Annotated in this window: 19 protein-coding genes, 1 tRNA gene and 1 pseudogene; 11 read left to right on the top strand and 10 right to left on the bottom strand. The window is 58.0% G+C overall.

All coding sequences use genetic code 11. From position 1 onward, the window contains the following. Nucleotides 1-111: 111 nt before the first annotated feature. The 4 genes from QEV83_RS01510 to QEV83_RS01495 all read left to right on the top strand — a co-directional run bounded on the left by QEV83_RS01510 (nt 112) and on the right by QEV83_RS01495 (nt 2271). Nucleotides 112-426, top strand: a complete 315-nt coding sequence (locus QEV83_RS01510; RefSeq protein ID WP_280129536.1) for a hypothetical protein — start codon at nt 112-114, stop codon at nt 424-426. A 30-nt stretch (nt 427-456) separates the two neighbouring features. Further along, complete coding sequence (locus tag QEV83_RS01505; RefSeq protein WP_280129535.1) at nt 457-639, top strand: hypothetical protein; 183 nt, start codon at nt 457-459, stop codon at nt 637-639. Nucleotides 640-1687: 1048 nt separating this feature from the next. Further along, entirely contained in the window at nt 1688-1972 is a 285-nt protein-coding gene (locus QEV83_RS01500) for a hypothetical protein (protein WP_280129534.1), read from the top strand. Then, nucleotides 1969-2271, top strand: coding sequence for a hypothetical protein (locus QEV83_RS01495; RefSeq protein ID WP_280131166.1), 303 nt, complete (start codon nt 1969-1971; stop codon nt 2269-2271). Before QEV83_RS01500 ends, QEV83_RS01495 begins: the two co-directional genes overlap by 4 nt. A 151-nt stretch (nt 2272-2422) precedes the next feature. Here the strand turns inward: QEV83_RS01495 and QEV83_RS01490 are convergent. From QEV83_RS01490 to QEV83_RS01465, 6 genes and pseudogenes are all read right to left on the bottom strand, one after another. Further along, nucleotides 2423-2596, bottom strand: a pseudogene (locus tag QEV83_RS01490) (helix-turn-helix domain-containing protein); the annotation flags it as partial. A gap of 1212 nt (nt 2597-3808) precedes the next feature. After that, nucleotides 3809-4126: a hypothetical protein gene (locus tag QEV83_RS01485; RefSeq protein WP_280129533.1), complete on the bottom strand. Its 318-nt coding sequence runs from the start codon at nt 4124-4126 to the stop codon at nt 3809-3811. Between the two features lie 257 nt (nt 4127-4383). After that, on the bottom strand, nt 4384-6891 hold the full coding sequence (locus QEV83_RS01480; RefSeq protein WP_280129532.1) for a DUF3987 domain-containing protein: 2508 nt from the start codon (nt 6889-6891) through the stop codon (nt 4384-4386). Between the two features lie 942 nt (nt 6892-7833). Then, nucleotides 7834-8669, bottom strand: a protein-coding gene (locus tag QEV83_RS01475; RefSeq protein ID WP_280129447.1) for an IS5 family transposase whose coding sequence is annotated in 2 segments (ribosomal slippage) — nt 7834-8258 and nt 8258-8669 — 837 coding nt in all. Because the reading frame shifts where the segments join, the coding sequence is not laid out codon by codon here. A gap of 61 nt (nt 8670-8730) precedes the next feature. Next, entirely contained in the window at nt 8731-9000 is a 270-nt protein-coding gene (locus QEV83_RS01470) for a hypothetical protein (RefSeq protein WP_280129531.1), read from the bottom strand. A 92-nt stretch (nt 9001-9092) separates the two neighbouring features. Then, nucleotides 9093-10370: a site-specific integrase gene (locus QEV83_RS01465; RefSeq protein ID WP_280129530.1), complete on the bottom strand. Its 1278-nt coding sequence runs from the start codon at nt 10368-10370 to the stop codon at nt 9093-9095. A gap of 656 nt (nt 10371-11026) precedes the next feature. On the opposite strand from QEV83_RS01465, the gene QEV83_RS01460 reads away from it, so the two are divergent. The 3 genes from QEV83_RS01460 (at nt 11027) to QEV83_RS01450 (ending at nt 14487) form a co-directional block, all read left to right on the top strand. After that, nucleotides 11027-11254 (top strand): hypothetical protein, encoded by a 228-nt coding sequence (locus tag QEV83_RS01460; RefSeq protein WP_280129529.1) that lies wholly within the window; start codon nt 11027-11029, stop codon nt 11252-11254. Between the two features lie 474 nt (nt 11255-11728). Further along, nucleotides 11729-11805 (top strand) — tRNA-Asp (locus tag QEV83_RS01455). Nucleotides 11806-12546: 741 nt separating this feature from the next. Then, nucleotides 12547-14487 (top strand): S53 family peptidase, encoded by a 1941-nt coding sequence (locus tag QEV83_RS01450; protein WP_280129528.1) that lies wholly within the window; start codon nt 12547-12549, stop codon nt 14485-14487. 192 nt (nt 14488-14679) lie between these two features. Here the strand turns inward: QEV83_RS01450 and QEV83_RS01445 are convergent, their stop codons facing one another. Beyond that, nucleotides 14680-14907, bottom strand: a complete 228-nt coding sequence (locus tag QEV83_RS01445) for a hypothetical protein (RefSeq protein WP_280129527.1) — start codon at nt 14905-14907, stop codon at nt 14680-14682. A 137-nt stretch (nt 14908-15044) separates the two neighbouring features. Next, nucleotides 15045-15872 (bottom strand): uracil-DNA glycosylase, encoded by an 828-nt coding sequence (locus QEV83_RS01440; protein WP_280129526.1) that lies wholly within the window; start codon nt 15870-15872, stop codon nt 15045-15047. A 179-nt stretch (nt 15873-16051) separates the two neighbouring features. Here QEV83_RS01440 and QEV83_RS01435 point away from each other — a divergent pair, with 179 nt between their 5' ends. Next, nucleotides 16052-17731, top strand: a complete 1680-nt coding sequence (locus tag QEV83_RS01435; protein WP_280129525.1) for an electron transfer flavoprotein-ubiquinone oxidoreductase — start codon at nt 16052-16054, stop codon at nt 17729-17731. Between the two features lie 5 nt (nt 17732-17736). On the opposite strand, the gene QEV83_RS01430 is transcribed toward QEV83_RS01435, so the two are convergent. Both QEV83_RS01430 and QEV83_RS01425 read right to left on the bottom strand, forming a co-directional pair. Next, nucleotides 17737-18729: an L-threonylcarbamoyladenylate synthase gene (locus QEV83_RS01430; RefSeq protein WP_280129524.1), complete on the bottom strand. Its 993-nt coding sequence runs from the start codon at nt 18727-18729 to the stop codon at nt 17737-17739. Then, the gene (locus QEV83_RS01425; protein ID WP_280129523.1) at nt 18726-19148 is read right to left on the bottom strand and encodes a helix-turn-helix domain-containing protein; all 423 of its coding nucleotides are present in this window, start codon (nt 19146-19148) and stop codon (nt 18726-18728) included. Before QEV83_RS01425 ends, QEV83_RS01430 begins: the two co-directional genes overlap by 4 nt. An 81-nt stretch (nt 19149-19229) precedes the next feature. On the opposite strand from QEV83_RS01425, the gene QEV83_RS01420 reads away from it, so the two are divergent. The 3 genes from QEV83_RS01420 to QEV83_RS01410 all read left to right on the top strand — a co-directional run bounded on the left by QEV83_RS01420 (nt 19230) and on the right by QEV83_RS01410 (nt 22529). Beyond that, on the top strand, nt 19230-19844 hold the full coding sequence (locus tag QEV83_RS01420) for an NAD(P)H-dependent oxidoreductase (protein WP_280129522.1): 615 nt from the start codon (nt 19230-19232) through the stop codon (nt 19842-19844). Between the two features lie 136 nt (nt 19845-19980). After that, nucleotides 19981-21774 carry an acyl-CoA dehydrogenase gene (locus QEV83_RS01415; RefSeq protein WP_280129521.1) on the top strand — a complete coding sequence of 598 codons (1794 nt, stop codon included), beginning with the start codon at nt 19981-19983 and terminating at the stop codon, nt 21772-21774. Next, nucleotides 21774-22529, top strand: a complete 756-nt coding sequence (locus QEV83_RS01410) for an enoyl-CoA hydratase-related protein (RefSeq protein ID WP_280129520.1) — start codon at nt 21774-21776, stop codon at nt 22527-22529. Before QEV83_RS01415 ends, QEV83_RS01410 begins: the two co-directional genes overlap by 1 nt. Nucleotides 22530-22559 lie beyond the last annotated feature (30 nt).

Below are 22559 nucleotides of genomic sequence, written 5' to 3'. Positions count from 1 at the left end.
TTGGGTTATGTGTGCAAACACACAATAATTTATGACGAATGGCAGTAGTTATCTTTGAATTACACTTATGCCATACAGCGGGCGCGACACCAGAGCGCCGGGGAGATTGGAATGACCCTGCTAGTCATTGTGGGCGTCCTCTTTGGGATCATACTTGGTCAATTCTTCAAATGTTACGTTCTTATTCCGGCGTGCGGTCTCGCCCTCGTTTTCGTTCTCGCCGACCCCGCACACATGAATAGCAACCTTCTAGACTCGTTTCTTCACTTCGTCGTGCTGACCACAACCATCCAAATCGGCTACGTCGTTGGATTGGTCGTTGGCAACTTCCACCCTGAACCTATGCGTTCGAAGCAAGACCCCCATTTCGACGAAATTTTATCAACTCACGCTGAGACATCAGCGCGCGACAGAAAAGCGGCATGATTCTGCGGATGGGTGATGGAGGGCTTAGCGATGATGGACTTTGATACTGAACGGCACATCGGCGAGACGATGGCGGAAGTTCTGCGTGAACGACTCGTGGAACTCGAAACTTTAGAAGCCACCGGCGCCGCGAACGAGGACACCGTTGGAAGACTTAATTATGTACGCACCCTGCTAGTCCGATTCGATGAAAGAGATACGCACGGCGACTAGGCAAACGCGGTGGCGTCCATGATTATGATAGCCGGCCGCCAGTGAACTCGGATGGAAAATGGCGCCGCGATCAGGCGCCTCAAGCAGCCGCTGCAATCAATATTAGCTCTTGCCGTCGCTCTTCCGCCGCCTCCAGTTTGGCGATTGTGCGCTTGGCCATTTGGGACGGCTCATAAGCCAAGTCAGCGTGCGTGGCGCAATATGGGCAAGGCACGCCTGGTGCGATGTACCGCTCAGCGCTCGCGTCGCCACAGAAAGGGAACTGACCTTTCTCGCCGCGGTCCAACTCTGCTAGCGGCCAGCGGCAATCGTTGGTGTTGAGGTTCGGCGCCACCCAACCTTACTGCTTTGAGCTAGCCGACAAAGGTTCGCCAGTGGCAAAGCGGGCCTCAAAACTGCAATTAAGCGCCCCTGCGATCCCAGTGCTCTTGATCACAATCAAATCATTGTCCTGCCCCTTGAGACCGGACGTGGGAAAGATAGGAGTATTGGCAGGCTCTTACAGGAATCGTGCATTGGCTACGCTGGTGGCGGCAAGGTGATCAAACAAAAAATCGCGATCTTCTTGAGACTTTTCATCGTCTGCGCCTCTGGTCTGGTTCATGCGCTTTCGCTGGTCGCCTTGTTTGTGATAGCCGGGGACGGACTGCGCTTCCGTGCGAACGCGCACCCTTTGGCGCCGTCTTTCCTCAGCCGCCCGCGCGGCCCTCGGCCGTTTTTGGCGATGACCTCGACGCCTGAAACCTAAGACCAGCAAAGCACCGGCTGCCTCACCGATTTTTGATGCCGAGAAAGCCCGGCGCAAACTTCAAGAAGCGCACTCCAAAATGAATGAGGCGTGCCAGCTTCTTAAGTTGATTAATCTTGCGGCGGATCAGTTTGCCAACGGAGATGTTGACGATCTGGATTGTATCCATGGGATTTATGCAGCATCGAATGTGGCTGTGCGTGGCCTCGACGACGCATACAACTCGATCGATCATGCGAGCATGGAAATGGGTCCTCTTATCCGGTCTCTTCAGACATCGAGCGATGAACCGGAGGTCGCATGATGGCCACGAAACCAAAATGCAAAGCGTCGGATGCGGCGGCGGTAGCCGCTCCAATCCCTCTATGCAAAATCCAAGAAGTACACCGTCATCTACAGCATACCACGAACATTCTAAGGCTCGCGGAGCTGGCGGCGAATGAGCTTATTGACGGTGATATACAGGGCAATGAAGATTACCTGCACGCCATTGCCTCGGCATCACATTACGCCGCCGAGAGCATCGAGACAGCCTACGATATGATCGACCAGTTCGACTATGTCGATGAAGAGGGGGCTGCATGATGGCCACAACGTTACTTGACCTCATAGACGCTCGCCGCACCGCTTTTGCCGCATTCGAGGCGATTTGCGACCGGATGAATGAAGAGGATGCTGCCGGCACTCTCAGTGCTGAAACTGAGCGTCACTGGCGCGAGGCATGCGATTCCGCGCAAAGGGCGTTGTTCGAACTCTGCGCCTATCCATGCGAAACGTTGGGCGACGCGAGAATAAAAGCGGAGTACATCATATCAATGCAGGACGACTTCCCGGACGATTGTGTTGACGCTTTTCTGGAATCGTTCGCCCAGGAAGCCGCATAACCCCTGACCGGCTACGGCAGGGCGGCTTACGAGCCGCCTTTGCTATACTCATCGGCACTTTCTCCGCTGCTCCATCGCTGGAGCCGAGCGGCGATCCTCCCCTTGGGTGGATGATTGCTTCTGGTTCCTCTGGAGGGGGCCTTCTGAGCCAAACGGCCTCGTTGATTTCCGATTTCGACGCGAAGAAGCGAAAAACATTCGCCGGCGACATATGCAGTTCGCGCGCGATATCTGCGACCGTCGTTTTCCGAAAACCGTATTTACGGTACAGGCGCTCGGCAGCCTCGATAATCGCCTGACGAATGTCCTTTTCGTTAGGTGGCATTTGCCTCACTCCTCTGGAGCATGATGCGCACCGAAGGCTGCTAACGGCAAGTGCGGCAGTGTGAGCCGCCTGCTACCTGTTACTCCAGCAGCCGCAAGAGTTGTATGTCGTAGCCGCCACCAAAAAGCCCCCTGATCCGGCCTGATACGCCAGACCAGGGGGAAGTTGGCACGCATAAGCCTGGGAGGACCAAGCCAAAATCAAATCAGCAATTTGCATGCCAAGCTTGACAGTATTTGTCAGTTCTCAGGCGGCAGCGTTCGCAAAACCGTTCGAGGCAACCCGTCGCGAACGATCGGAAACACCCGAATTTGAGCGGATGACCCGCTGCTCAGCGCCTGGGGTCGCCGGTCAACCCTCGTGGCCTCCTGATGCGGCCGCGCACATAACCCAGCGACACGGCCTTTTCCAGACGTTCCACCTCCGCTTCAAGATAGCTGTTGGCCACCAGCAAGGCCCAGACCGCGCGGTGAGCCGCTGGATGGGGCGATAAAAAACTACGATGGTCAGCTATTTAATCGAATGGACCGCCGCGTACAGGGGCAGTGGCGGTGCCTTCTTGACCACATTTCGCGCCGGTTTGTTGTACGCGACGGCCGCGTGCGCGGCACAATAGGGACAATCATTCAGAACTGGCTCACCGCAAAAAACCATCTCGCCATTCTCAGCCTCGGCGGGCCAGCGACAATCGTTAGCTTTTAGATCTTCCATCGTGAGCATCGCATTCGCCTTCCTAATCGCGAACGTCGGATCATGTCTTTTGGTGCCTGGTGGGTTTCCGGCCCGGGGCAAAAAATCCGCAGATTGGCCGTGTGGTGAAAGGCTCAGCCGCCCAGGAACAGGCAGTCAATTTCCGCAAAAACGTCGATAGAATCAGCAAATTCATATGCATATTTTATATATATGTTATAACATCAGAAATCACACAACAGCAAGACACTTCGATGACTGACTTGGAAAAAAAGATTGCCGAGCAAATGGCGGATCACCTTAGGACTCGGATCGAAGAGATTGAAGCGTTAAAGACAAGTGGCTCAGCGCCATGTCGGAAGTGCGTGGTACCGCAAAACCTCCGCTACGTCGTATTGGAGTTTGCTTTCTTTCGGCCTGATCACCGGTACCTTGCGCGCGCGCACTTTCCTGCCGGCGGCCAGCACGAGTAAAGGCGGGATCGCGGTCATTTGAGTCGCCCATTGTATCGGATGTCGTCTGTCATCGGGCTGCCGCCATGGGTCTAGCCCTCCGCCAAATTCGGTCGCTTATCGTCACGGCATGTTCCGGCCCGAGGCTGCGAACCGTCTCGCCATTGAAAAACCATGCGAGGCCGCCCGGACTGTCATCGCGTGGCACGTCGAACAGATCGGCGGGAGTCCATTGGAATTCGACGGCAAGGTTTCCCCAGGTGTCGAGAAACCGGCCAGCGGCATCGATGGCCTGCCGCCAGTCATCATCCGAAACCCGCAGCGGCTTTTGGCATTGCAGCCGCGCCCAAGCGTCAAGATATGGCTCCGGCATACTGTCGGCGGCCATGCCTTTCCGTTCGTCGAGATCGACTTCATCCGGAGCGAGAGCGCTCCCTGAAATCGTAGTTTCGTCGTGTACCCTTGCGACAGTTGCGACGGTTTGAGATTGTCCTACCTCCCAAAAAGCCGTTTTCTGTCCCTGACTTGCTTGCGACACTGCGACAGTTGCGACACTTCCGACCGTATTCAGTGCAACTGTCGCAACTGTCGCAGTGTCGCAAGGTGGAGGATTTTGGATTTCAGAGATTTCGAACCGTTGGTAGCTCATTGGCCCGTTCCCCGAATGGCACGGATAATGCGCGGCCGAGCCGAAGCTTCAACAATCCAGCCGTGGGAAGTCAGGATTGCCAATGCTTCTTCGGCACTGGCCTTTAACCTTGTCTGGCTCGGCCCGAGCCGGAGGATTTCGCGAAACTCAGCCTGGCATTCAGGTTGCGCTTGCAGCCATTCCAAGAGCACCGCGGCGCGAATAAGCCGAGGGTCTGTGCGCCCCGCTATTTTCAGTCGCACCGCCTCTGCAACATACCAATCAGCTAGCGTCAGCGCGTCGCGCATGGTTTGAGTGCTGATTTCCTTCGCGTGTAGATCCTCGACAATGGTCATGACCCCGGCAATCCGGGCGGCATGTTCAGCCGCCTTTGCGGCAAAGTCTTTTATCGCCTTAAGATCGCTGCCGGCGCCGCATTGGCTCTCCACGTGATCATAAAATTTGCGCCAGTCATTCGCGGCTTCCGGCGATATGGGGAGTTCGCGCGGATCAAGTTCATTGCGCGTTCCAGGCGCAAGCGCTGGCTCGTTTTCGAGAATCGAGAGCAACCGCGCGCCATAGGCATGAATTGCGGCTACGTCGATCGTTTGAGGCTCTTTATAAAACCTCGATCCGGCGATACTTGCCGGTGCCGCGACCAAAGCCCGCGAGAGCAAGCCTTGATCCCGCAAGGCTTCATTCGAGAGAAAGCTGCCAGCCGCGTCAGGCTGAATCATGACGTGCATTGCAAGACGGCGGCCGGGAAGAATTGAAATCCCGTCCAGGGCTCGAACGCGCTTAATCGGTTTGCCGTCCCAAAGCTCCGATAGCATCGCCGCAGTTTTTAGCCGATTGTCATCATTCATGGCATGCCCGGCAGTGAACGTTCCGCCTTCCGCCGTGAACACTCCAAGCGCGGCGTGAGCCCCGGGCCAGTTTTTGGTCAGACCCTCAATCGTCAGATCGCCAGAGACAAGGAAGGGTGAGAGCGGCTTTGCCGGTTCCTCCCCAAGAGCAATCAGCATATTTTTGCGATCATCTAGGCCTATCTTGTTATTGTTCTCCACCTTGCGCTTTTCAGCCGACCACGCAGCGAAGGCCACGCGCCATTCTTTTATCGCGGCGTCGTATTCTTCACGCAGTGCCTTTTCCCGCTTGTGGACGGGCCACAACGCCTCATTGTCGGCCGTGGACTTGCGATCGCCGCTTGCCGCGACCGTCACAAAAAACAGCGCGAGAGGCCGTCGCTGCCCATATGGCAAAACTACATCGGCATGAGCGCATGCCACGAGTGAAGCGGCGGCAAGGACAGATTGCGCTGCCAAGGCAAGGGGGACCTGAACCTTGTTCGCAATGGCCTTGGCCGCGCGAGAAAGTGTCAGCCCTAGAGCATCCACCGGGAACGCTTCGGCTTCCGGTACCGCGGGGAAAAGGGGGAGCGGGCCATCGCCCCGTTGCGACACTGCGACAGTTGCGACGCTTTCAAACGGTTTGGCGAATCCCACTGCGGCCTTGCGCAGTGCGGCTAGGCCCGGCAGCCATTCGTCGATGCCGTCCGCTGCGTCCCAACTCTTCACGGCTTCGCGATGGCCGCCGTCCGGCGCCATGCAGGCCAATGCCGCCGCGTCGATAATCGAGATTTCGCAACCGAATCCGTGAAGGATAGAAGCAACTTCGCCCGCGTACTTCCGGCCTGGCTCGTCCGCGTCGGGCCATATGAGAACCTTACGCCCAGCTAGCGGCGCCCAATCTGCTTTCCCCGCGGCTTGCGATCCGCCAGGTGAAGCCATGGCCACGGAGCGAGGAAACACCTTCGCCGCCGCATCAGCGGATTTCTCGCCCTCACAAATCACCACTGACACGCCTGGATTGGACGCAAGCCTATCCAGGCCGTAAAGCGGCCTTGGCCCCGGAATCGATTTCCAACGCCACCGGAGGCCGCTCGTATCCCGCCAAAGTGACAACGGAAGGAATTGCTTGCGCTCGCCCAACGGGTCGAAGCGGCAAACACAAAACAGCGTATCGCCCTTCGCATCCCGGTAGGTCCACGTCGCCGATGGCTTGCCCAATTTGGAATGAACCAACGGCATCGCCGGGGCATCCGCAGGAGCGGGCGAAACAAGCTCGCCATCATCCTTAAATGGATCGACAGCCGCGCGGGCCGCCGCGAGTTCGACTTCCGTTAGGGGAGCCACCGGGCGCTTATTTGGATTATCCATGGCGGCGTCCCCCCCGCTGTCTTCGAGGCGGAGCATCTGTGCCAGCCAAATAGCCGCATCGCATTGCGAGCAATTTTCGATGTAGGCGTACAACGAGATTGGATCGCCGCCCTTATCGCCCGTGGCGAAGTCACACCAGCGACCGGTGCGCAGATTGACCTTGAAGCTTCCCGGCCGATGGTCCGCGCGCGTTGGGTTTCTGACTACGTATTCCCGGCCGAGAACCTTTCCACCTGGGGCGAGCCGAAACAAGATTGCTGGCAGAACGGCCAGTGCAGCCCGATTGACCGTCTCGAAGTCGATCATCGGCCCCTCCCGTCAATTGCGTGAAGGGCTGGCCCGAACCTGTCGCCACGATAAGCCTTGATAAATTCCGTTGGGAGTTGCGCGTATTTCTCAAGGTGGCTGCGAATTTCCGCACCGCCTTCTATTTCTCGGAGGAAATACGCAAACGGCGCGAGGCCGAAGGCGTGAAGCCGCGCGGCCAAAAATTGAAGGCGAAGCCTATTCGCAGCTTCCGTACGCTGGCGAAATGTGGTACTCGTTTCGTCGAGCCGCCGCCCAAAGCGCTCATCGATCCGAGGGTCGCTTCCCGCAATTGCAGGAGCGGCCCTCGCCGTTTCTGAATGGTGCATCGGTCACGCCGCCCTCGTATCGGAAGTGGACTTTTGCGGCGCGCTGATTTTACGAAGAGCCCAGTCATCCAACACGGCCGGTTCGTATAGGACCGCTGAACCAGCCTTACGATATGCCGGGCCACCTCCAACGGTTGCGAGCTTGGCGAGAGTTTTCTCGGAGCCGAAACCATATTTAGTTTTAAGATATTCACCAGCGGCTTTGCGGCGAAGATATTGCGCGGGGTTCATGGCCATTCCCTTAGAAAGCTTCAGAATGGCTATTTCATCTACAAGAATTTTCGTGCTACGCGATAGACATATAGTTTCGTTTCTATATGTCCGCTTTGCGCTTCGGCGCCGTCGCCAACTCTAACAAGGTCGGCGGGAACATTTTTATTCTTTCCGCAGCCGCCCTAGCGCGCATGTCTCTCTGCTTCACCAATCGGCGAATTTGCTTTGCAACAGACGGCGCCGACCTCAAATTATTTGAGCACTGCCTTGCAGCCACGATACTTGGAATAGACTTGGGCGGGATGCGGCCGGTTTTCACTTCGCGGTCGTATAACTCAAGCAGCCCTTGGTTTCGCTTCCAGTAAGCTTGCCTTCCCTTAGAGTCGGTCCGGAAAGTTCATCAATTCAGACAAAGCTTTCTGAGCGTGAGACGAATTGAGGCGAGACGGAGAAAAGCGAGTGCGTTTCGGGTGAGATTTTCGAAGTCTTTGGCCAAGCGGCGGCAACGATTAAGCCAAGCGAAGGTGCGTTCGACAACCCAACGTCGCGGCAGAAGCTCAAACCCTTTGGCCTGATCGGAGCGTTTGACGATTTCGATTTGTATATGCGGCAGGATTTTGGCCGACGCCTTTTGAAAGACCGGGCCCTGATATCCGCCATCAGCAAAGAGCTTTTGTAAAAACGGATACAAGCCGAACAAGGTCGACAGAACAAGCACGCCACCATCCCGATCTTGAATGTCGGCGGGATGCACCACTGCATGCAGCAGCAGGCCTAGCGTATCGACGAGGATATGGCGCTTCTTGCCTTTGATCTTCTTGCCAGCATCATAGCCGCTCGGATCGATGCGGCGCCCCCTTTTTCCGCGCTCTTTACGCTCTGGCTGTCGATGACGCAGGCCGTCGGGCTCGCTTCACGATCCATGGCTTCGCGACACTTCACGTAGAGCGCGTGATGAATGCGATCCAGCGTGCCGTCCCAGTTCCAAAGGTCGAAATAACCAAACAGCGTGCTCTTGGGCGGCAGATCTTTGGGAACGTAACGCCACTGGCATCCCGTGCTCAGCACATACATGAGACCGTTCACGATTTCCCGCGGCTCAACAGAGCGCTTGCGTCCGCCACGTTTGGCCGGTGGAATAATCGGCTCGATGTGCGACCACTCATCGTCCGTCAGATCGCTCGGATAGCGCAGTTTGTCACGATTGTATTTCGGGCGGTTTTCGGACGTCCACATTGGCGGCCTCTCATCGAATCAGGCAGCCGCCAATGAATCACAAATGATTCATCCGATTCAACTACTTCCCGGACGGACACTTAGGTGGTTTCTTCGAGATTTCAGCAAAGTAGCGGAGCGCCTCATTATGGCCAAGGTGGCTGACGGCGGTCTCGAAGGCATCTTTGATTAGGCGCTCGACAGCCGAGATCCGAGCTTTTCTCTCTTCGTCGGCTTCCCCCAAAAGCGACCAAAAAATAGGAAGCCCGAAGCGGTCGTTCCCATCCTTAGGAATAACCTGATGAATTAGAAACGGCGGTTGTGAGCCGCACTTTTTGTTAAGAAAACTCATCGCGTGTCCTCGCGAATGTCCTATGAACGCAGGGAAACGAGCGGACTATCTCGCTTGTCGGCTGGCCGGCCTATCCCCGCGCGTTCGAGAATTCAAACAGCTTTCCGTCCGGGCAAGGCGATGACTTCGCCTATTTTCCGCCCGTCGAGCGACGCAGCGATCCGTTCGGCCACGCGGTCAGCGGCGGCAATCAGCGCAGCATCAGGGCGTCGGATGTAATGTCTGGCCGTCACTCCTCGCCGCGCATGACCAAGCAATTCCGCGATTGTCGCATCGCCATATCCTTCGTCAGCCGCAAGGCTCCCGAAAGTACGTCGCAGATCATGCGACCTGGCGTCCGTGAGGCCCGCCGCGTCGAACAAACCAGCGATTTGTTTTTTCAGGTCCGCGCTTCCGCGCCCGTCGCGGTTAGGGAAAATCCATTCGCTCGGTCCACGTGGCAAAGTCGAGAGCACGCGGAGCGCCGACCTCCCGATTGGACGGATCGATCGCCCGGTCTTGGTCGTCTCGAGGCGCAAACAGCCGGCGGATTCGTCAACCTCGCACCAGCGAAGCGCACAAATTTCTTCCCGGCGCGCGCCGGTCAAAGCGATCAAACGAAGGGCGGCGGTCGCGGCCAGATGCAGCGGCTCCTGCTCTCGCAGCACGGCCCCGAGTGCTGCCATCTCTCCTGGCGACAAAAAGCGGTCACTCGCTTCCCCGCGATGTTTTTCAACGCCGCGCGCCGGGTTTGGGCCGCTGACGAGCCCGCGCTTCTCGGCCCATGACCAAATGCCTCCGAGCAACTCGACCGTGCGCGCCGCTGTGACGCCCCCGCCTCCCACGACGGCTTTTCCGCGTGTTTTGGTCTTGAATGTTCCTGCCGTCTTGCCGGAGGCAATGGCGTCCACCATGCGTTGCACGGTCGCGCTGGTGAGGTCGCTAGTGAGCCGCTTACCGATCAGCGGAAGGATATGGCGAGACACGCGGCCTTCATCGTTCAGGATGGTTGACGGGCGTTTTGGTCTGCGGAACCGAGTCATCACTAGGCCAGCGTGCAACGCGTCAAGATATTGGCCGCACAGCTCGGCCACAGTCAGAGCCTGGCGCGCCTCATGGCGTTGTGCCGAAGGGTCGCTGCCGGTTTCCGCCTCCGCAAGCAGCCGCTTCGCTTGTGTTCTCGCCTCATCCGGGGTGAGCGTTCCAACCTTGGCGAAAGCATATCGCCGGGTCTGCCCTCGCGCTGTCCGATACTGCACGAGGAAAGAGGCGCTGCCGGACGGCTTCATGCGAACTCCGAAACCCCGAAGTTCGCTATCCCACGCGAACAGGTCGGTGCCGTCAGGTTTTGACTGGAGGGCAGCGATGATCCGCTTTGTAAGCTTGGGCATTGGTTACCGCACCGGGTTCCGGGGAAGCAGGGGGGAAGCAGTTTGCGCCCAACGCCATCCATCCACAGAAACACAGAGAAAATAAGAACCTGTCTGATTTCAAGCAACTGCGGGAAGCTAGAAACATTGAGAAAATATGAGAAAGTAGTGGAAAACCGCCTATGCCATCGTTTACACCGAGAGGGTCGGCGGTTCGAGCCCGTCACCGCCCACCAATAAAAACAAGTAGTTAATTAGAATATATAAACTAAGACATTAAGTAAAAACGGGACCTGCCGCCAACTCAGCCAGACCCCTCACTTACATTCCGCCCCCAAACCAAAGCGCCAAGCAGGCAAGGAGCGTGAGTGCCACAAAGCAACCAGCAATGATGTTTTTGAGCATGGGCGGCATAGCATCCCACTGCTCGCCACGCTCCTGCAGCCATTCTAAGGGTGATGGGATTCTCATTGTTTGTCGCCCTTTAGCATCGGTTGGTGTTAGGCCCACACGGCCCGGCTCCGGTTGCAACCATATCCTGAGCCTCAAATTTCCCTGCACAAGTTGGAACCCGCAAACCGGCAATCCGGTTCTGTTTTAAAATTCCCCTTTGTGGCCACGACAACTTGCAGCGAACCTGTCCATTTGGCTACCAACAACAATGGAGGGCTTCAATCGTGCGATGTGACCATCTTACAGAATCCCAGATTGAACAAAAGATTCAAGAAACGGCCGATGGTTTAAAAGCAGAGCGCCAGTACGTCGATCTGGCTCAGGCCCGTGGTCTTCCCTATGACCCAATGACCCAGGATCAGGTCATCGAAAGCCATCAAAAGATGATCGCAAACTTGGAAAATGACATGGAAGACCTGCTTGCGGCGCGTGCCAAGCATAAGCTGGGATGAACCGGCTCGGCGTTGCAACAGAGCCACACGTCGATCCATTGATGCGCCAGGCGAGTTATCATCGAAGTTTTGACGCAATGTCTGGCGCAAATACGCTGTCTGATGATGTTTCCCAAGGATGAAGCGTCAAGTGGCGGCGGGTCTGGCATAATGCCCCGATAAGAGGTCTCAGACTTGTCGCCACCTCTCCCGCGCTCACGCCAGCTGCGCGCAACCATTTACCGCTAGGCGAACCTCCGCATCTTTAAGCTGGTTTTTAACCCTGGCCAGAAGACTGTCAGCAGGCTCGCTTGATCATCATGGCAAGATTGCCCGTTTCATATACCGCCAGCACCGAGAGGGTCGGCGGTCCGAGCGTTTTTATCGCCCGACCTTTTGCGAATCGCAACGATCGGCGTTACGCGCACGCTTGACTTGGTCCCGCGCCTATCCTATCCGGCATGTCTCCACTGGCGGGGCCGCGCCGCCTAATGCGGGGGAGTAGCTCAGTTGGTTAGAGCGCCGGCCTGTCACGCCGGAGGTCGCGGGTTCAAGTCCCGTCTCTCTCGCCAGTAAAATCAGAAACTTAGCGCGCAGCTGGACACCCCAGAAACTTTGAAAGCTGGTTCCCGCTGCTTGGAGCCGCCACCCGAAAGAGCCGCGAAGAGCGTGAGCGAAGCATGGATGATGAACTCAATTATTGATCGCTGATCGACCGCGCTCTGGCGTTTCCCGCGACGTCGGCAAAGCATCCCGCGCCCATGAATGCTCGGGTCATACCGCCTAAATCACAAGGAAGGATGCGGCCAACACGCTGCTAAGGCGGCAACTCGCTGAAAGAAACGAGGGATGGTTTCTGTGAAATAAACCAACACTGCGGGCGCGTTGGGAGGAAAGGACGGCGCCCGCAGGCATTGTAAAAATGTTTAGGTGCTTAATTGAGATCATATCTAAATGACAAAACGTCTTTATGCTGTGCGCAGGCGCACATTTAGCGACGCTGGTCTGTGTGCTTATCCGCAAACAAATAAAGCAGGAGCCTGCAATGACAGGTATAGGAATCATTGTCGCGATCATCCTCTTGGTTGGTTTTTGGTGGATCAACCGGCGTGGTTAGGTGGCCTCGGCGCCAGGGGACTTTTCTCGCCCGTCGCGACAGTCCCAGCACGTCTTTATACATGCCGCGCCTAGCCATTATGCGGTCCAACGTTCAGGCCGTGGCAGCTGCGGAAGCTTGCTGGATAGGTGGGAATGAGGCAAATAGCGAACGCTTGGCGGCTATCCAGGATATTATCGGCCTATGAGGATTCCGGATGACTCAGTCAGTGTGCAAATTCCTTGCGGCCGCATTTGTTCTGAGTGTGACCGCGGCTCAAGCTGCGGTGCCTTATCCGTCGGCCGACACACCCAAATCCACAGATCGCGGCTCACTGCAAAATCTCGCGAGCAAGAACGAGATTTCGGTAACGGTCGTTTTGCGGCTGCGCGATCCCGATGGCGCGGAAAACTTGCTCAGCGCGCTCACGACTGCCGGCGACCCGCAATTTCACAAGTTTCTCACGCCACAACAGTTCAAGGCGCAATTCGGCCCGACCGAGGCCGATGCCGCAAAGGTGGCCGCGAACCTGAAACGCTATGGCCTGACCGTCGCGCGGGCGTCTTCCTTGACGCTGCACGCGACGGGGACGCCGGCGAACATCGATCATGCTTTCGGCGTGACGTTGCATGAATTCGCCGTTCCCGCGCAAGGCCGGACATCCGCATATAGTTTCCGCGCTCCGCTGACGCGTCCGAAAGTGCCGGATGCTGTCACTGGCCTCGTGACCGCTGTCGTTGGATTCGACACAAGGCCGCGCTTTCGGCCGCATGCCAAGCAGGCTCCGGCTATCTTGCGCGACGCTCAGCAGCGCGGGCAAAATGGCAGCGCAAATATCATCAATAGTTTTGGCTCTTTGACGGTCGCGGATTTCGCCCAATATTACAATGTAAAGCCGCTTTACGATGCCGGCGTTACGGGGACCGGACGCACACTTGGTATCGTCTCTCTCGCGAATTTCACGCCAAGCGATGCCTTCGCCTATTGGCAAAGGGTCGGGCTCACGGTTGATCCAGGGCGGATCACGATCGTCAATATCGATGGCGGCCCCGGCGCTCCCAGTGATGCGTCCGGTTCCATCGAGACCACGCTCGACGTCGAGCAATCCGGAGGGGTGGCGCCAGGAGCGAAGATCAGGGTTTATTTGGCGCCCAACACAGGCTCGCAACCCTATATTGATGCTTTTGCGCAAGCGATTGACGACAATGCGGCCGATACCCTCTCGACAAGCTGGGGTCTTTGGGAAGGATTTGAATCGTCCGATCCGGTCACCGACCCTTCAACAGGGGATACGGTTGCGACCACGCAAGCCATGCATGAGTTATTCCTTCAGGCGGGCATTCAGGGGCAAAGTCTGTTCGCCGCCGCAGGCGATGACGGCGCCTATGATGTCGATGGCAGTGTGAGTATCGCCGACGGTGCAGTGACGGTCGATTATCCGGCGAGCGATCCAGCGATCACCGCGGCGGGCGGCACGACCCTTCCAGGCAAGCAGCAATATGTCCTCACGATCCGCGGCGAACCCAAATTATTTGTCATCAATATCCCGAATGAGCGTGTCTGGGGCGAGGATTACCTCAAACCTCTCTGCAGGGCTTTAAGAGAAGCCCCTAAGAGCTGCGACATCTTTGGCGGCATCTTTCCAATCGGCGGTGGCGGCGGCGTGAGCGTTGTTTTTAACATTCCCAGCTATCAAATGACCACGAGAGGGAAAAACGCTGTACCTCTCGCCGGTATAAAGACCAGCGCTAGGGGCCAAAGGGTGCTAGGCCAGCCGCTCCCGGCCGGCTTCAAGGGACGCAACGTCCCAGACGTCTCGGCAAACGCCGATTTCAACACAGGCTACTCCATCGACTATACCTCTGACATTAACGGCTTTGGCACTGCTACGTCCTTCGGCGGCACGAGCTTCGTCTCACCGCAGTTGAATGGCGTCACGGCGCTCCTCTGCCAAAACGCCAGCAGCAGACTCGGCTTACTCAACACCTCCCTTTATAATCTCATTCGCAACAATGCCGCGAAAAGGCGTGGGGGAGGCCCCATCAGATATATTACAACCGGCGACAATTGGTTTTATAATGGTGCGAATGGCTATAGTCCGGCGGCTGGTGCTGGTGTGCTCGACGTGGCAAAATTGGCAGCGGAACCCGGGTTCTGACTTAACCGGTTGCCTCGGCAGCGTCCACGCGGGTGCCGTCTCTGAGGATTAAGCCGATTAGGGGTTCATTCGAGGGCGGCGTTCCGCGTTCGCACGGGAACTCACCAAAGCCTCGGGCATGCCTAGGTCTGCGGCCACGCCAGCCCGTTCGTCATCAGTATGAAAAACTTTCGCAGCGCGAACATCAAAAAACTAGCATTTGCCTGCCGTGAATATCTGATAAATGGTTGCTTCGCGATCGGACTCTCCTCTCGTTCCGGCGGCGTTGTCAGCGTCCGCATTCCCATCAAGGGGGGACGCCGTAAATCCCCGCAATTCGCAGAGCGCTTCTTCGCGGCCCTTTGCACGACCGGCTTCATAAGCCATTTTCACAATTTTTTTTATCTCTTCCGCCGTTGGCATTAAAAGCTCCGCATTCACGATTCTCATAATCGAAACCTCTGGTCCGGTAGTGCAATATGCCGGGAGGTTAATGATAATTGATTGAACTCAACATCACCCATTTGAGGTGAATGTAATGGTCATCGCATTTTTGTTATCACATAGCTTTCAATTCATTAGTCATTCACGAACAGCTGTAAGCGCTTGATTTCCTTGGCGAGCATCCGCAAGTCCTGCCATGCCAGCCTTTTTTGCGCGGGCTGCCGCAAGAGATAGGCCGGATGCAGTAGAGCGGCGGCCCGAATGTCCTTCCCGCCCCCCGCATAAGACAGCCAGCGCCCACGCATCCGCATAATTCCTTCCTTAGTGCCAAGGAGGGTTTGGGCCGCCGCCGCCCCAAGGCAGACCAGAATTTTCGGGTCGACCAGCTCGATTTGGCGGCGGGTGAAGGGCAGACAGGCCGCCGTTTCAAGCGGCGTCGGGGTGCGATTGCCAGGCGGCCGCCAGGGCACGACATTGGCGATATAAACTTTGCTGCGGTCGAGATCGATCGATGCCAGCATTTTATCGAGCAATTGTCCGGCGCGGCCGACAAAAGGCACGCCTTGCCGGTCCTCATCGGCGCCGGGCGCCTCGCCAACGATCATTATCTCTGCGTCCGGATTGCCGTCCCCAAAGACAAGCCGGGTGGCGGTGGCCTTCAGGCCGCAACCTTCGAAGCGTGAAAGGCTGTCGCGAAGATCGTCGAGATTTTGCGCGGCGGCGGCAGAGTCGAGCGCGGCCGCCTCGATGGCACCGGCCGTGAGGGCGGGGGGGGCTTCGCGCATGACCCGCGGGCCGGCTGCGGCAGCAGATGGCAGCGGCGGGGCCGGCTGTCTTGCATACGAGGTAACCTCGCTATTTGCCGGGGTCTCGGCGAAGCGGTCATGCGGCACCGCATCAACGGCGAGGTCGACGCCCACATCGGCATACCAACGAAGCAGTCCGGCCAACCGCTGGGTCACGGCCAAAACCGTTCATTTGCGAGGCAGGGAACCATAAAGTATCGACTCCAGTCAGCATTCTGCAGGCTAAATGGCGCTGCCACACTATATAGACAATCCGCCCACGCATTGAAGTTCAATGCGCGATCATATACGCCTATCGCTTCGTTTTTGGCGTTTGATTAAACCTGATAGATGCGATGACCGAGGCAGGAATCAGATTGCCGCCGCGCGAAAGCATGGATTTTGACGTCGTGATCGTCGGCGCCGGTCCCGCTGGCCTTGCCGCAGCGATTCGCCTTAAACAAATCGATCCGGACCTGTCCGTGGTTGTCGTCGAAAAGGGCGCCGAACTCGGAGCCCATATTTTGTCCGGCGCGGTCATCGATCCTGGCGCGCTCGACGCGCTCCTTTCCGAGTGGCGTACTGATAAAGACAGGCCGCTCACGACCGAAGTGAGGGCGGACCGGTTCTATGTGCTGGGCCCAACGGGCGCACTCCGGCTGCCTAATTTCATCATGCCGCGCCTGATGAACAATCATGGCAATTTCATCGGCTCGCTCGGCAATGTGGTGCGCTTTCTCGGCAAGAAGGCAGAAGCGCTGGGCGTCGATATTTTTCCCGGATTCGCCGGGACCGAAATCCTGCGTGGACCGGCTGGCGAGGTGTTGGGAATCGCAACGGGTGACATGGGCGTCTCCCGCGATGGACAGCTCAAGAGCGGTTTTACGCGGGGCATGGAACTGCGTGGCAAATATACCTTGATCGCAGAAGGCGCGCGGGGCTCGCTCGCCAAACAACTGATCGCCAAGTTTGATCTCGACGCCGGGTGCGAGCCGCAAAAATTCGGCATCGGTCTGAAGGAACTTTGGCGTGTCGATCCGTCATTGCACATGCCGGGTCTCGTCCAGCATTCTTTTGGCTGGCCGCTCGACAATCGCACGGGCGGCGGTTCGTTTCTCTATCATTTCGAGGACGGGCTCGTCGCCGTGGGGTTCGTCGTCCATTTGAACTACGAAAATCCGTCGCTCTCGCCCTTCGACGAATTTCAGCGTTTCAAGACGCATCCCAAGATCGCGCCGCTTTTCCAAGGCGGCGAGCGGATTTCATTTGGCGCGCGGGCGATCACCGAAGGCGGCTGGCAATCGGTGCCAAAACTCGTCTTCCCCGGCGGTGCCCTCATCGGTTGCGCAGCAGGCTTTGTGAATCTGCCGCGCATCAAAGGTTCGCACAACGCCATTTATTCGGGAATGCTCGCGGCCGAACATGCCGCTGCCGCACTCAAGAGTGGACGCGCGCATGATGAGCTGACCGCCTTTGAGGACGCGTGGCGCAGCTCGGCCATCGGCCGCGATCTTTACAAGGTCCGCAACGCCAAACCACTGTGGTCGAAATATGGAACGCGGGCGGGCATTGCGCTTGGCGGGTTCGATATGTGGATCAACGAAATTTTTGGGAGGTCGCCGTTCGGCACTTTGCGGCACGGGGAACCCGACTATGCGAGCTTGAAACCGCTTACTGACGTGACGCCGCTGCGCTATCCAAAACCGGATGGTAAGCTCACCTTCGACACGCTGTCTTCGGTGTTTGTTTCAAACACCAATCACGAAGAAGACCAGCCTTGTCATCTGCACCTGAAGGACCCTTCGATTCCCATTGCCCGGAACTTGCCTGAATATGGCGAACCGGCGCGGCTCTATTGTCCGGCGGGAGTCTATGAAGTGGTCTATGGCAACGAGGCGGCCAAGAGCGATCCGCGTTTCGTCATCAACGCGCAGAACTGCGTCCACTGCAAGACCTGCGACATCAAGGACCCGGCACAAAACATCGATTGGGTGCCTCCCGAAGGCGGCGGTGGCCCGAACTATCCGAATATGTGAGGGAATTATGAGGCGCCGCGCGGTGCCGCCGCGCGCGCCAGTCGGTCATTGATGGCTTCGCCCAAACCTTCGTGAGGGATCGGCGCAACCGCGATGCGGGCAGGACCGAGCGCATCGAGCTCATGCAAAAACGCGAAAAGATTTGCGGCCGCTTCCTTAAGATCGCGGCTTGCCGAGAGATCCCGCACATTTTCTCGCCCGCCAAAAACGCCGCCGAAATCAAGGCCCGCCTCGCAGCTTTCCAACTCCTTCGCCTCAAGCCGGAGTTTCGCACGTGGCGCGTAATGGGAGGCCAGCATTCCGGGGGATCGAAGCGCGGCCGGACCGGCAGATTCGGTAAGCGCGTGGCCGAGCACCGCTTCAATCTCGCGGCGCGCGATTGCGCCCGGCCTCAACAAGCGCGGGCCATCTTCGAGACAGGCGATGACGGTCGATTCAAGACCCATCGCTGATTGTCCGCCATCGAGAATAAGGTCGATCGAATTGCCGAGATCCGCCGCGACATGAGCGGCGGTCACCGGGCTTATCCGGCCAGAGCGATTGGCCGAGGGCGCCGCCAAGGGCCGCCTTACGGCCGAAATCAATGCAAGCGCAACCGGGTGGACCGGCACACGCAGGGCGACGCTGTCCAGACCCGCACGTGCGGTTGAACAAACCGTCGCGCCGGGCGCCAATGGGACCACCAGAGTGAGCGGACCTGGCCAAAATGCCTTGGCAAGTTGCAGAGCTTCGGTGCGGAAAGTGCCCTGTTCCAGGGCCGCGTCAAGACTTGCGACATGCGCGATCAGGGGATTGAAACTTGGTCTTGCCTTCGCCGCAAAAATTCGGGCGACAGCTGCGTCCGAGGTCGCGTCTCCCGCGAGACCGTAAACGGTCTCGGTCGGAAACGCGGCAAGACCGCCCGCGCGGATCATTGCCGCCGCCTTAGCAATTCCAGCCACGTCGGCGGCGATTGTCCGTGCCAAAGGCGAGAGAGCAGAGCTGCGTTCGCGTTTCATTTGAAGCCATTCATTCCCGCGGCTGGAAGCGGGGCTTTTGCGGCGGCATCTCTTTCCGAAGCATGATCGAAACTACGCTGCGCATCTTCAATCAAATCTATGTTTTGCATGGCCCAGCTTCCAAGCTGCTGGATTGGCGTCAGCAGCGAATGCCCGAGCGGGGTCAGTTCGTAATCGACGCGCGGCGGAATCGTCGGAAACACGGTCCGAGTGAGAAAACCGTCGCGCTCCAGCCCGCGAACGGTGAGCGTGAGCATCCGTTGGGAAATACCTCCAACACGGCGGCGCAGCTCATTAAAGCGCATTGGGCCGTCTCCCAAAAGCATGACGACCAAAATCGTCCATTTGTCGCCGATCCTCGATAGGACGGGTGCGATGCGGCTGCATTCGCCGGGCACATGCTTGTGACCAGGTTCCAAAAAAGTGCCTCCTTGCGCGGCTTCCAGCTAGGCACGCATATAGCGCTAGTTACAAACATATACCAGCAAAGGCACTATGCCATGAAACTTCTCCACGTCGACTCCAGCATTCTCGGCGGTCATTCCGTCAGCCGGCAGCTTTCCGCCGGTGTCGTTGCCAAGCTGCGTGAAGCCACACCGGATTTGGAAGTCACCTACCGGGACCTCGCGGCCGAGCCCGTGCCGCATCTGTCTGGCTCCATTTTTGGCGCTCAGCAACAGGTAGCGGGTAACCCGAGCGTGGAAGTCCAGCAGGATCTCGCGCTCAGCGCCAAGATTTTGGACGAATTCCTTGCAGCCGATGTCGTGGTCATTGGCGCACCCATGTATAATTTCGCGATCGCCAGTCAGCTTAAGGCATGGATTGACCGGTTCCTCGTCGCGGGGAAAACCTTTCGCTATACGGAAAATGGCGTCGAAGGGCTTGCATGGGGCAAACGCGTGGTGATCGCGTCCTCGCGTGGGGGCATCTATTCCCAAGGGGCGCCAGCAGCGGCGGCCGAACATCAAGAAACCTATCTGCGATCCGTTTTTGCCTTCATCGGCGTCCCGGATATCGAGATTGTGCGCGCCGAGGGCGTCGCCATTGGGCCAGAGCCAAAGGCACTGGCCCTGAGCGCCGCACAACGGGATATTGCGAATTTAAAAGTGGCCTGAGCGCATCAGGGTCACAGGGGGTTTGATATAGAGGAGACTGGATGTAGAGGAGCCTATGCATCTTTGCCGTGCGTTGATTCGTTTGCCACCGGGATAGGACAAACGCGCCCGGTTCAGATCATTTACGGAGACCTCGATGACCTATCGCGCGCCCGTTGCCGATATTCTTTTCAGCATGGTTCATGAGGTGGGGATCGATCTGGCGCATAAAGACGGGGTCTATGCGGATCTTGCCGAGGGATTTGCCGAGGCGACGCTGACCGAATCCGGGAAATTTGCCGAAAACATCCTCGCACCCTTGAACCGTATTGGCGATCAGCATGGTGCGAAATTAAACGCAAGCAAAGTCACGGCCGCGCCAGGTTTTGCCGAGGCCTACCGGCGATGGACTGCTGGGGGATGGAACGCGATCACCGGTCCCTCCAGCTATGGCGGCACTGATTTACCGGTGCTTCTCAATACAGCCTGCATCGAAATTTGGAATGCGGCGAATATGGCGTTCAGCCTCTGCCCGCTGCTGACGCTGGGTGCGATCGAAGCGATGCAATCGCACGCAACCGAAGCCTTGAAGACCCTCTATCTCGGCAAGCTCGTGTCCGGCGAATGGGCCGGGACCATGAATTTGACGGAGCCGCAGGCGGGCTCCGACTTGGGCGGGCTCAAAACCAGGGCCGAGCGTCAGCCGGATGGCACCTACAAGCTCGTCGGCTCCAAGATTTTCATCACCTATGGCGAGCACGATATGACGGACAATATCGTCCATTTCGTGCTCGCGCGCTTGCCGAATGCGCCGAAGGGAACACGCGGCATCTCGCTTTTTCTGGTGCCGAAATTTCTTGTCAATGCCGATGGCACGCTCGGCGCGCGCAACGATGTTTATTGCGCCTCGCTGGAGCACAAGCTCGGGATCCATGCCTCGCCCACATGTACGATGGTCTATGGCGATCACGGCGGCGCGGTGGGCTTTCTCATCGGCGAGGAAAATAAGGGACTCGCCTGCATGTTCACCATGATGAACAGCGCACGGCTCAATGTCGGCGTCCAAGGGGTCGCGATCGCCGAGCGTGCGTTTCAACAAGCGCTCGCCTACGCAAAAGATAGACGCCAGGGTCATGCTGCCGGCGACAGAAGCGAGACGATGAGTCCCATCGTGTTGCATCCTGACGTCGCGCGCATGCTGATGACGATGAAAGCCATGACGGCGGCGGCGCGGGCCATCTGTCTCTTGACGGCGGAGTCGATCGACCGGTCGCGCCGCGAAAAAAATGCAGTTGCGCGGGAACACGCCTTGGCACGGGCCTCCTTGTTGACGCCCATCGCCAAGGCGTTTTCCACCGACATTGGCAATGAGGTGGCTTCGCTCGGGATTCAGGTGCATGGCGGCATGGGCTACATCGAGGAGAGCGGCGCCGCGCAATTTCTCCGCGACGCGAGGATTGCAGCTATCTACGAAGGTACCAATGGCATTCAAGCCATCGACCTCGTGCAGCGAAAACTTGGGCTATCGGAGGGCGACACGGTGCGCCGGGAAATTGCCGACATGCGAGCGTCGCTTGTGGCGGCGAGTGAAATCAATGCCGAAAGTTTTGGCGATATGAATACATGCTTGGTGGACGCCGTAGACTCTTTGGAACGCGCCACGCTTTTCCTATTGGAGGCATCCAAGACGCAGCCCAGCGACGCGCTCGCTGGCGCGACACCCTATTTGCGGCTTTTTGCGCTCGCGCGCGGTGGCACCGCTTTGGCCAAGGGCGCGCTTGCCGCGCAGCGGCTCTCCGCTGCGGGAAGCAGCGATCCGGCATTGCGAGCGCGGATCGCGACGGCGCGGTTTTTCGCCGAGAATATCGCCACGGGCGCGAGCGGTCTCGAACGAGCCGTCACACGTGGCGCTGGCTCCGTGCATACGGCCGCTGCCGCGCTGGACCTCTGATGCAAACGAAAATGCCCAACGTCAGGATTGTGCAGGCCGGCGCAGTCCTCTGCGTGACTTTTGACCGTCCGGAAAAAAAGAACGCGCTGACCGGCGCGATGTATGTAGCAGCGACAGAGGCTTTGCGGCAAGCAGACCGCGATTCTTCGATCGGTGCCGTCGTGTTTGCCGGGGCGGGCGGGATATTCACGGCGGGCAATGACATCGCCGATTTCCTCGATGGGGCTACCGCACTCAAGGAATTCCCGGCCTTCACATTCATCAAGACTCTCGCGGCTTGCGAAACACCGCTGATCGCGGCAATCGATGGTATCGCAATCGGCATCGGTGCGACGATGATCCTGCATTGCGACCTCGTCTATGCCGCGCCGGACACACTGTTCCGTATGCCGTTCGTCGATCTCGGTCTCGTGCCGGAGGCGGCGTCTTCATTGCTTTTGCCGCGCCGGATCGGCATGGCGAAAGCGGCCGAGTTTTTGCTGCTTGGAGAAACATTCGGTGCGGACGACGCCCTGCGGCTTGGGCTCGCCAATGCCATCGTTCCGGCGCATGAGCTGCACGGGGTCGCACTCGAACGGGCAGGGCGGCTTGCGGCAAAACCTCGCGCGGCGATTGCCGCGACGCGCCGCTTGATGCGCGGGGGCTCAGAAGACATTCAAGCGCGGATCGCGGAAGAGGCGCGGCTGTTTGCCATCGCGATGCAGTCTGACGAAGCCCGCGCCGCTTTCGCGGCGTTTCTCGGCAAGACGCGCTAGATCGCGACGCACAAACCGAATAACCGGACA

The sequence above is a fragment of the Methylocapsa sp. D3K7 genome (genome assembly GCF_029855125.1).
GTDB lineage: Bacteria > Pseudomonadota > Alphaproteobacteria > Rhizobiales > Beijerinckiaceae > Methylocapsa.
This window is presented reverse-complemented; position numbering and strand designations above follow the sequence as displayed.